This window comes from Caulobacter sp. 05T431 (assembly GCF_056665975.1).
Window position 1 is genome coordinate 159,072 of sequence record NZ_JBFTKU010000010.1, and the last position, 11,204, is coordinate 170,275.

Annotated in this window: 7 protein-coding genes; 2 read left to right on the plus strand and 5 right to left on the minus strand. The window is 70.4% G+C overall.

Annotated features, from left to right (window positions below; genetic code table 11):
- Positions 1-17: 17 nt before the first annotated feature.
- The 5 genes from AC1U89_RS11615 to AC1U89_RS11635 form a co-directional block, all read right to left on the minus strand.
- A complete protein-coding gene (locus AC1U89_RS11615; RefSeq protein WP_479899855.1) occupies positions 18-3,617 on the minus strand; it encodes a hydantoinase B/oxoprolinase family protein in 3,600 nt (1,199 codons plus the stop codon).
- 165 nt (positions 3,618-3,782) lie between these two features.
- The gene (locus tag AC1U89_RS11620; RefSeq protein ID WP_479899856.1) at positions 3,783-4,409 is read right to left on the minus strand and encodes a hypothetical protein; all 627 of its coding nucleotides are present in this window, start codon (positions 4,407-4,409) and stop codon (positions 3,783-3,785) included.
- A 55-nt stretch (positions 4,410-4,464) separates the two neighbouring features.
- Complete coding sequence (locus tag AC1U89_RS11625; RefSeq protein WP_479899857.1) at positions 4,465-5,034, minus strand: TMEM165/GDT1 family protein; 570 nt, start codon at positions 5,032-5,034, stop codon at positions 4,465-4,467.
- Between the two features lie 252 nt (positions 5,035-5,286).
- Complete coding sequence (locus AC1U89_RS11630; protein ID WP_479899858.1) at positions 5,287-6,024, minus strand: DUF2793 domain-containing protein; 738 nt, start codon at positions 6,022-6,024, stop codon at positions 5,287-5,289.
- A gap of 91 nt (positions 6,025-6,115) precedes the next feature.
- The gene (locus AC1U89_RS11635) at positions 6,116-7,123 is read right to left on the minus strand and encodes an NAD(P)H-dependent flavin oxidoreductase (RefSeq protein WP_029906998.1); all 1,008 of its coding nucleotides are present in this window, start codon (positions 7,121-7,123) and stop codon (positions 6,116-6,118) included.
- 220 nt (positions 7,124-7,343) lie between these two features.
- On the opposite strand from AC1U89_RS11635, the gene AC1U89_RS11640 reads away from it, so the two are divergent.
- Both AC1U89_RS11640 and scpA read left to right on the plus strand, forming a co-directional pair.
- Positions 7,344-8,741 (plus strand): methylmalonyl-CoA mutase family protein, encoded by a 1,398-nt coding sequence (locus AC1U89_RS11640; protein ID WP_479899862.1) that lies wholly within the window; start codon positions 7,344-7,346, stop codon positions 8,739-8,741.
- Positions 8,738-10,888, plus strand: coding sequence for a methylmalonyl-CoA mutase (scpA, locus tag AC1U89_RS11645; protein ID WP_479899859.1), 2,151 nt, complete (start codon positions 8,738-8,740; stop codon positions 10,886-10,888). Before AC1U89_RS11640 ends, scpA begins: the two co-directional genes overlap by 4 nt.
- The last annotated feature ends 316 nt before the right edge of the window (positions 10,889-11,204 follow it).

The window sequence follows — 11,204 nt, forward strand, 5'->3', positions numbered from 1 at the left end:
CCCGGTCGTTCCACGGCCTAACCCGGGCCGTATCCCCCGCCCCCAGGCGTCTCGATCACGATCGCATCCCCGGCCGCGACCTCGACGGCGTCCGTCGCGCCCAGCACGACGACTGAGCCGTCCGCCCGCTCGACCCGGGCCTTGCCCAGAGCGCCTTCACCACCGCTCGCCATCCCGAACGGCGCCACGCGTCGGCGGTTCGACAGCAGGGTCGCCGTCATCGGCTCGCGGAAGCCGATCCGCCGCACCACGCCGTCGCCGCCGCGATGCGCCCCTGCCCCGCCCGAGCCGCGCCGGACCTGGAACGCCTCGACCAGCACCGGATAGCGGCTTTCCAGCACCTCGGGGTCGGTCAGGCGGCTGTTGGTCATGTGGGTCTGGACCGCGTCGGCGCCGTCGAAGTCCGGCCCCGCCCCGGCCCCGCCGCAGATGGTTTCGTAGTACTGCCGCCGGTCGTCGCCGAAGGTGAAGTTGTTCATCGTCCCCTGGGCGGCCGCCATCACGCCCAGCGCGCCGTAGAGGGCGTCGACCACGACCTGGCTGGTCTCGACATTGCCCGCCACCACCGCCGCCGGATAGCGCGGCCGCAGCATCGAGCCCTCGGGAATGACCAGCTCGACCGGCCGCAGGCAGCCGTCGTTCATCGGGATCTCGTCGTCGACCAGGGTGCGGAACACGTACAGCGCCGCCGCCCGGCAGATCGAGGCCGGGGCGTTGAAATTGGTCGGGACCTGGTTGCTGGTGCCCGTGAAATCGACTCGCGCCGTGCGGGCGGCGCGATCGACCGTGATCGCCACCTTCACCACCGAGCCGTCGTCCAGCTCATAGACGAAATCGCCGTCCGCCAAGGTCGCCAGCACCCGCCGCACGGCCTCCTCGGCGTTGTCCTGGACGTGGGCCATATAGGCCTCCACGACGTCCTGGCCGAACTCGGCGACCATGCCGGTCAGGGCCTCGGCCCCGCGGGCGCAGGCGGCCACCTGGGCCTTGAGATCGCCGATGTTTTGGTCCGGATTGCGAGCCGGCCACGCGCCCGAGGCCAGCAGGGCCCGGACCTCGGCCTCCAGGAACCGCCCGCCCTCGACCAGCAGGAAGTTCTCGATCAGCACCCCCTCCTCCTCGACCGTGCGGCTGTTCGGCGGCATCGAGCCGGGGGTGATCCCGCCGATGTCGCCCTGGTGGCCGCGCGCGGCGACGTAGAAGGTCAGGTCGCCCGCCGCGTCGAACACCGGCATCACCACCGTCACGTCCGGCAGATGGGTGCCGCCGTTGTAGGGGGCGTTCAGCATGTAGACGTCGCCGGGCTTAAGGCCCCGGCCGTCGTGCAGCCGCCCGTCGCGGATGGCCCGCACGCTGTCGCCCATCGAGCCCAGGTGCACGGGCATGTGCGGGGCGTTGGCGATCAGGTTGCCGTCGCGGTCGAACAGGGCGCAGGAGAAGTCCAGCCGCTCCTTGATGTTGACCGAATAGGCGGTGTTCTGCAGGGCGAAACCCATCTCCTCGGCCACGGCCATGAAGAGGTTGTTGAACACCTCCAGCATCACCGGATCGGCCTTGGTCCCGGCGGCCTGGCGCCTGGGCAGGGCCACGACGCGCTCGAGGACCAGGTTCAGATGCGGGTCGACCACGGCGCGCCAGCCGGGCTCGATCACGGTGGTGCCGGTGGCCTCGCGGACGATGGCCGGGCCCGCCACCTCGCCGCCAATCGGCAGGGCGGCGCGGTCGAACACCGGCGCGGCGTGCTCGGCGCCGGCCATGCGAACGGTCAGGGTCGCCAGCGGCTCGGGCTCGGCCTGGGCGCCGGAGCCCAGATMGGGCGAAGCGCCGGCGTCGGCATGCCCGATGACCTCGACCACCAGCGTCTCCACCACCAGCGGGGTGGTCGGCGAGATGAAGCCGAAGCGGCGCTGGTGCAGGTCTTCGAACGCGGCGCGGACGGACGCCCTGTCGCCCAGCGGGACCAGCAGCGGCGTATCCGTGCCCGCGTATTTCACCCGCAGGCTCGACACGACATCGCCCGAAACGATMGGCACGCCCTGGTCCTCGAGCGCCGCCCAGGCCTTGCGCCCGAGAGCCTGKGCGCGACCGCCGAGGTCTTCTGCCGTATCTAGCGGCCGCTCGATCGTCTCCTCGCGCATCAGGCGCAGGTCGGCCAGGCCCATGCCGTAGGCGCTGAGCACCCCGGCGAACGGGTGGATCATCACCTTGGTCATGCCCAGGGCGTCGGCCACCAGGCAGGCGTGCTGGCCGCCCGCCCCGCCGAAGCAGGCCAGGACATAGCGGGTGACGTCGTACCCGCGCTGGATCGAGATCTGCCGAACGGCCTTGGCCATGTTCTCGACGGCGATGGTCACGAAGCCCTCGGCGATCTCGGCCGGCGTCATCGCCTTGCCGGTCGCCGCCAGGATCTCGCCGGACAGGACCTTGAACTTTTCGACCACCACGTCGCGGTCCAGCGGCTGGTCGGCGTTGGGACCGAACACCGCCGGGAAGAAGTCGGGCGACAGCTTTCCCAGCATCACGTTGCAGTCGGTCACGGTCAGCGGCCCGCCGCGCCGGTAGCAGGCGGGCCCCGGATTGGCCCCGGCCGAGGCCGGTCCCACCCGGAACCGCGCCCCGTCGAACGAACAGATCGAACCGCCGCCGGCCGCCACGGTGTGGATGTTCATCATCGGCGCGCGCATCCGCACCCCGGCCACCACCGTCTCGTAGGCCCGCTCGTACTCGCCGGCGAAGTGGCAGACGTCGGTCGATGTGCCGCCCATGTCGAAGCCGATCACCCGTTCGAACCCGGCCTGGGCGGCGGTCTTGGCCATGCCGACCACGCCGCCGGCCGGACCTGACAGGATCGCGTCCTTGCCCCGGAAGGCCCGGGCGTCGGTGAGGCCGCCGTTGGACTGCATGAACAGCAGCCGGGTGTCCTGGCCCCCCTCTTCCTTCGCTTGGAGGGCGCCGGCCACCTGGTCCACGTAGCGCCGCAGGATCGGCGACAGATAGGCGTCGACCACCGTCGTGTCGCCGCGCCCGACCAGCTTCATCAGCGGGCTGACCTCATGGCTGACCGAAACCTGGGTGAAGCCGACCTCGCGGGCGATCGCCGCGACGCGGGCCTCGTGGTCGGTGAAGCGGAAGCCGTGCAGCAGCACGATCGCCACGGCGCGGAAGCCGGCGCCGAACGCCGCGCGCAGATCGGCGCGGGCGGCCGTCTCGTCCAGCGGGCGCAGCACCTGCCCCTCAACGCTGATCCGCTCGTCGATCTCGACCACACGGGTGTAGAGGGCCTCGGGCTTGACGATGCGGCGGTCGAACAGCTTGGGCCGGGCCTGGTAGCCGATGCGCAGGGCGTCGGCGTGGCCCCGGGTGATGGCCAGGACGGTCGGCTCGCCCTGGCGTTCGAGCAGGGCGTTGGTCGCCACGGTGGTGCCCATCTTGACCGCGTCGATCCCGGCCTCGCCCTCCAGCAGGGCGTGTACCCCGGCCACGGCCGCGTCGGCGTATTGCTCGGGGTTCTCCGACAGCAGCTTGTGGGTGAGCAGGGTCCCGTCCGGACGCCGCGCGACGACGTCGGTGAAGGTGCCGCCGCGGTCGATCCAGAACTCCCAGCCGCGGTCGGTCATGTCTCGAAGGCTCCCACTTGCGGGAACCCTTTTGGCGCTGAGGCCCGCCCGCATCAAGGGCGGGCGGGCCTCGTCACGTCAAAGCACGTGGAACAGGTACAGCAGCAGGATGATCGGCAGCGGGATGCCCAGCAGCCAGAGGAAAATGCCCTTCATCGAAGCCTCCTAGACGCTGGGGGTGATGACGACGCGGGCGCGTCGATGCCAGACGGGATGGCGGGCGCCGAGGCGACCGCCGGCGACGGCGCCGATCGCGCCCAGGACCATGGTCGCCACGCCCCACCAGGCCAGGCTGGCGGTGACGTCGGCGGCCTTTTCGGCTGCGACCTTGGCGTCGGCGTCACTGACCCGGTCGTCCGGGCCCGAGGCGTCGTCGGCCGCCGTGGCGTAGGCCGTGACCGCGGCGTCACCGCCGTGCAGCAGGCCGCCTACGCTGGTGCCCAGGCCCGCGAAGGCCAGGACGAAGGCCACGCCCCAGACCGCCAGGCCCTGGAACAGGCCCCGGTGGTGGTCCGGATACTTGGCGGCGCGCGCGGCGATGAAGGCGCCGACCTGCAGGGCTACGGCGTTGGAGAACGCCACCCACAGGCCGCCGCCCACCGTCAGGGCCTTGGCGTCGCCGCTGTCCATGGTCCACGGGTTGGCGGCGGTCGCGCCGATGGCCAGGCCCAGCAGGTTKAGCAAGGCCCCCAGCGCGATGGCCACCGCCACACCCGCGAACACCGCGCCCCACGAGATCAGCGGGTGCGCATAGACGTCTTCGTGAAACTCCGATGGCGATAGGTCGCTCATCTTCAGTCCTCCCAGTTCAGATGCGGAAGAACGGAGCGGACGGACTTTCGTTGCCTTAGCCCTTGAAGGCCTCGATCCCGGCCCAGAGACCCAGACCCAGGAAGATCAGGGCCGCGCCCAGGCGGACATATTTCAGCGGCACGATCTTGGTCGCCGCCTCGCCCAGGTACACGGCCGGGATGTTGGCCGCCATCATGCCCAGGGTGGTGCCGGCCGCGACCCACAGCACGTCGTGGAAGCGCGCGCCCAGGGCCACCGTGGCGATCTGGGTCTTGTCGCCCATCTCGACCAGGAAGAAGGCGATGGTGGTGGTCAGGAAGACGCCGTAGCGGCCCTTGCCGCCGGGCATGTCGTCGTCGGCCTTGTCGGGAATCAGGGCCCAGGCGGCCATGGCGATGAACGAGATGGCGATGGCCCACTTGAACCAGACGCCGCCAAAGAAGTCGGAGGCCAGCGAGCCGGCCAGGGCCGCCAGGGCGTGGTTGGCCAGGGTGGCGACCAGGATGCCCAGGATGATCGGCACGGGCTTCTTGAAGCGGGTGGCCAGGATGATGGCCAGCAGCTGGGTCTTGTCGCCGATCTCGGCGATGGCCACCACGAGGGCCGAAACGAGCAGGGATTCCATGATCTAAAAACACCATCCGGGCCGAGCGCACGCCAATAGCATCGGAGACCCCGCCCAGCCCGGAACGGAAACCGACGCCATTGGTCTCGCCGCGGAAGCTGGTGCTTCCTTCACCCGCGCCATGTCTCGAAAGACAAGTGTGTTGACGACGGGCCCCGCTGATAGGCGCGGGCGGCTACTCCCCAAAGGTGACGGCTACCTAGACGCCCGGGCGAGCGGGGTCAACCTCGGTGCGGCCCTAGACCGCAGCCCCTAAACGGCGGCCGGGGCGTCGAACCGCATCGCGTGGATCGACACCCGCACCTTGCCGCCGGTGAAGGCGCCGCCCGCGGCGGTGATCACCACCGGGGTGTCGGCGTAGTAGGCCGTCGGGCCGATGATCCCGACATTGCTGGCGTTCTTGGCCACGCCCAGCGACGAGCCGAACTTGGCCGCGTCGCCCGACACGCCGCAGCTGTACGAGGTGGCCCCGGTGATCGCCACGCTGGTGCGGGTCGACACGCCCAGCACGATGGCGCGGTTGGGGATCGTGACCGTGGTCGCCACCGAAGCGCCCGACAGGGTCAGCTCCTGTTCGAGGATTTCGAAGCGGGTGGCGGCCAGGAACGGCGAGCGCGCGGCGGTCAGGGCCTTGAAGGTCGAGGACAGCGGGGTCCAGGCATCGCCGTCGTGGATCAGGGCTAGGCCCTCGTCGATGATCCAGGCCAGCCAGCCGGCCTTGGGCGTCAGGGTTTCCCAGATTCCGTCGGCGTAGCGGGCCAGGAGGCCGGCGGCGGTCCCGAGCCACGCCGCGCCGGTCGCCCCGCTGGGCAGGATGTGCATCGCCCCGTCGGCGGGCGAGGCCGGCTGGGCGGCGGTCGTGCGGCTCTGGACGGCCAGTTGGACCAGGCCGTCCAGCCTGCCGAAGGCCTCGTTGACGGTGATGTGCTTCTGGGCCTGGCCCGCGGCCACGAAGGGCAGCGATAGGCGGGGCGTGACGTCGTTGGACATGGGAGCTCCTGAAAGGTTTCAACGCCTTCCAGTGTCGCCCCGCCGGGAGTCCTGGAGGACCGACGCGCGTCGGTCCCCGCGGCGTCCCCGCCTACTGGGCCGCGAAAGCCAAGCGGTTTCCCGAAGTCAGGGCCGTCTTGGCCGCCAGCTCCGCCTTCGCGTCCTCGTACTGCTCCGCGAACTTGGCGACCAGTTCGCCGGCCGACAGCACCGCGTCGATGGCGCCGACGCCCTGGCCCGAGCCCCAGATGTCGCGCCAGGCCTTGGCCTCCTGATTGCCGCCCGAGCCGAAGTTCATGGCCGACGGGTCGCTGACCGGCAGGTTCTCGGGATCCAGGCCCGCCCGGACGATCGACTGGCGCAGATAGTTGCCGTGCACGCCGGTGAAGAGGTTGGAATAGACGATGTCGTTGGCCCGGGCCTCGACGATGGTGTCCTTGTAGCCCTGGGGCGCGTTGGCCTCCTTCGTGGCGATGAAGGCCGAGCCGATATAGGCMAGGTCCGCGCCCATGGCTTGGGCGGCCAGGATCGAGCGGCCCGAGGCGATCGAGCCCGACAGCGCCACCGGCCCGTCGAACCACTGGCGGATCTCCTGGACCAGGGCGAACGGCGACAGGGCGCCGGCGTGGCCGCCCGCCCCGGCCGCGACCGGGATCAGGCCGTCCGCGCCCTTCTCGATCGCCTTGTGGGCGTGCTTGTCGTTGATCACGTCGTGCAGGGTGATTCCGCCGTAGCTGTGGATCGCGCCGTTCAGGTCCTCGCGGGCGCCCAGCGAGGTGATCACCACGGGGACCTTGTATTTCACGCAGAGGGCGACGTCCTCCTCCAGGCGGTTGTTGGTCTTGTGGACGATCTGGTTCACCGCGAACGGGGCCGAGGGCGCGTCGGGATTGGCCTTGTCGTAGGCCGCCAGCTCCTCGGTGATCCGCGCCAGCCACTCGTCCAGCTGCGAGATCGGCCGGGCGTTCAGCGCCGGGAACGAGCCGACGATGCCGGCCTTGCACTGGGCGATCACCAGGTCCGGATTGCTGATGATGAACAGCGGAGACGCGATGACGGGCAGGCGCAGGCGGTCGCGCAGGATCGGCGGCAAGGCCATGGAAGACGTCTCCTTTGGGGCGGCCGCTCCGGGCCGCTCATGTAAACACTGTTAGCTTAAACGCGTGTTCGCACCGCACGCAAGCGCTTGACCTACCTTAGGGCAGAGGCGCATCTGCTGGCCAAAACAAGAAAATGCTGCGGTGCAGGAGAGAGACGTCGTGAATCACCCGCCCACCCCGTTGGCCGAGGATTTTGGCGCCCCGGATCGGTCCAAGTGGATGGCCCTGGTCGAGAAGACCTTGAAGGGCCAGGCGTTCGACGACGCCCTGATCACCCAGACCCCCGACGGAATCGCCATCCGGCCGCTCTACACCGTCGAGGACGGCGTGGTGGTGGCGCGCGACCTGCGGGCCCGCGACGCCGACCGGCCCTGGGACCTGCGCATGCGCGCCGCCCATCCCGATCCCCGCCAGACCGCCGCCGAGATCATGAAGGACCTGGAGGGCGGCGCGGCCTCGGTGCTGCTGGCCATCGACCCCACCGGGGTGAACGGCGTCGCCGTCGGCTCGCTGCAGGACCTGGCCCAGGCTCTGAACGGCGTGCTGCTGGACCTGGCTCCCGTCGCCCTGGACGCCGGCTTCCTGGGCCCCAAGGCCGCCGACTGGCTGGGCGGTCTGGCCAAGGCCGCGCCGAACGCGCCCCTGGCCTTCCACATGGACCCGCTGACCGCCTTCGCCCAGGCGGGAACCAGCCCCGGCCCGATCGAGGGCCACCTGATCTCGGCCGCGACGGTGGGGACCCGCCTGGCCCAAACCTACGCCAAGGCCAGCCTGATGCTGGCCACGGGGCGCGCCGTGCACGAGGCAGGCGGCTCCAACACCGAAGAGCTGGCGACGATGGCCGCCTGCGCCCTCGCCTATGCCAAGGCCCTGGTCCGCGCGGGCCTCTCGATGGAAGAGGCGTTCTCGCGCATCGTCCTGGGCGTCAGCCTGGACGCCGAATACTTCACCGGCGTGGCCAAGATCCGGGCCGCCCGGGCCCTGTGGGCGCGGATCACCGACGCCTGCGGCGTGTCGGTCCCCGCCGTGATCGAGGCCCGCTCGTCGCAGCGCATGCTGACCCGAGCCGACGCCTGGACCAACCTGCTGCGCCTGACCTCGGCGGGCTTCGCCGGCGCGGTCGGCGGGGCGGACTCGATCGTGCTGGGGGCCTTCACCGACGCCGTCGGCCTGCCCACCGCCTTCGGTCGCCGCCAGGCCCGCAACACCCAGCTGGTGCTGATGGAGGAGAGCCATCTGGGCCGCGTCGCCGACCCGGCCGGCGGCTCCTGGTACCTGGACAGCCTGACCGACCAGCTGGCCCGCGCCGCCTGGGGCGGCTTCCAGGCCATCGAGGCGGCCGGCGGGATCGTCAAGGCGCTGGAGAGCGGCCTGATCTCCGACATCGTCGGCGCCACCCGCGCGGCGCAGGAGGCCGCCTTCGCCGACAAAAGCCGCAAAATCCTGGGCGTCACCGCCTTCCCCAACGCCGACGACAAGCCGGTGGAGGTGGCCACGCCCAAGGCCGCCGACTTCGCCGTCGATCCGCCCAGCGCCCGCGCCCCCGGACCGGACTCCCGTTGCCCGCCCCTGACAGCCATCCGGTTCGCCGCCGCCTTTGAGGGAACGCAAGCATGAGCAAGTTCCCCGACTTCACCGCCGTCGACTTCGCGGCCGGCATGACCGCGGCGGCTCCCGAAGGCGCGATCTGGCACACGCCCGAGGGCGTCGACGTGCCGCCGGCCTTCACCGCCGACGACACGGCGGGCCTGGACTTCACCGGCGGCTATCCCGGCGTCGCGCCCTATCTGCGCGGCCCCTATCCGACCATGTACGTGACCAACCCGTGGACGGTGCKGCAGTACGCCGGCTTCTCGACCGCCGAGGACAGCAACGCCTTCTACCGCCGCAACCTCGCGGCCGGTCAGATGGGCCTGTCGGTGGCCTTCGATCTGGCCACCCACCGCGGCTACGACAGCGACCACGAGCGGGTGAAGGGCGACGTCGGCATGGCCGGCGTGGCCATCGACTCCATCCTCGACATGCGCACGCTGTTCAGCGGCATCCCGCTCGACAAGATGAGCGTGTCGATGACCATGAACGGCGCGGTGCTGCCGATCCTCGCGCTCTACATCGTCGCCGCCGAGGAACAGGGCGTCAGCCCCGACAAGCTGTCCGGGACCATCCAGAACGACATCCTCAAGGAGTTCATKGTCCGCAACACCTACATCTACCCGCCCGGCCCCTCGATGCGGATCATCTCGGACATCTTCGCCTTCACGTCGGAGAAGATGCCCAAGTTCAACTCGATCTCGATCAGCGGCTACCACATGCAGGAGGCCGGGGCCTCGGCCGATCTGGAGCTGGCCTACACCCTGGCCGACGGCGTCGAATACGCCCGGGCCGGCGTGGCGGCGGGCATGAGCATCGACGCCTTCGCCCCGCGCCTGTCGTTCTTCTGGGCGATCGGGATGAACTACTTCATGGAAGTGGCCAAGATGCGCGCCGCCCGCCTGCTCTGGGCGCGGCTGATGAAGCGAGAGTTCGACCCCAAGGACGACCGCAGCCTCTCGCTGCGCACCCACAGCCAGACCTCGGGCTGGTCGTTGGCGGCCCAGGACGTGTTCAACAACGTGGCCCGCACCTGCGTCGAGGCGATGGCCGCCGTCAACGGTCAGACCCAGAGCCTGCACACCAACAGCCTGGACGAGGCCCTGGCCCTGCCCACCGACTTCTCGGCCCGGATCAGCCGCAACACCCAGCTGTTCCTGCAGATGGAGAGCGGCACGACCCGGGTCGCCGACCCCTGGGGCGGCAGCTACTACGTCGAAAAGCTGACCCACGACCTGGCCGTGAAGGCCCTGGCCCACATCGAGGAGGTCGAGGCCCTGGGCGGCATGGCCAAGGCCATCGAGCAGGGCCTGCCCAAGCTGCGCATCGAGGAGTCGGCCGCAAAGACCCAGGCCCGCATCGACAGCGGCAAGCAGAGCGTGGTGGGCGTCAACCGCTACAAGCCCGAGATCGCCGACGACATCCCGGTGCTGAAGGTCGACAACACCTCCGTGCGCAACCAGCAGTTGGAGAAGCTGGCCCGGTTGAAGGCCGAGCGCGATCCGGCGAAGACGGCGGCGGCGCTGAAGGCGCTGGAGGACGGCGCCCGGGGGACCGGCAACCTGCTGGCCCTGGCCGTCGACGCGGCCCGCGCCCACGCCACGGTCGGCGAGATCAGCCTGGCGATGGAGAACGTCTTCGGCCGCCACCGCGCCACGATCCAGTCGATCCAGGGGGTCTATATGAAGGAAGCCGGCGCCGATCCCGCCGCCGCCCGGGCCAAGGCCATGGTCGAGGCGTTCGAGCAGGCCGACGGCCGCCGGCCGCGCATCCTGGTCGCCAAGATGGGCCAGGACGGCCACGACCGCGGTCAGAAGGTGATCGCCACTGCCTTCGCCGACCTCGGCTTCGACGTCGACATCGGCCCACTGTTCCAGACCCCGGCCGAGGCCGCCAAGCAGGCGGTCGAGAACGACGTCCACATCGTCGGGGCGTCGTCCCTGGCGGCCGGACACCTGACCCTGGCCCCCGAACTGAAGGCCGAACTGGCCAAGCAAGGTCGCGGCGACATCATGATGGTGGTCGGCGGCGTGATCCCGCCCCAGGACTTCCAGGCCCTGCGCGACGCCGGCGCCGCCGCGATCTTCCCGCCCGGCACGGTGATCGCCGAAGCTGTGATCGAGCTGCTGGACAAGCTGAACAAGCAGTTGGGCTACACCCAAGAGGCGGCGTAGGACCGGGGACATGCCCTTGGGCGTGTCCCCGACAGCATCCACGGCGCCAAGACCTGGGGACGCGCGCGAGCGCATGTCCCCGACCGGGGAGCCCGGCGGGTGGGAGGCGGCGGAGCGTCCGGGCCATGCCCGGCGTAGGATTGTGGAGAGTACCGTTTCGACAGGGTCTGGACGCTCCGCGCGGATCGTTTTCCGGAAGCCTTCGGATCGCGGATTTTTAACCCGCTCCGATGGAGGCCCCCGACGGGCGGAAGGTTGACGCCCCTTCCGGACCGCCCGGGCGATTTCAGCCCGGGCCTGCCGCGTCCGCCGATCC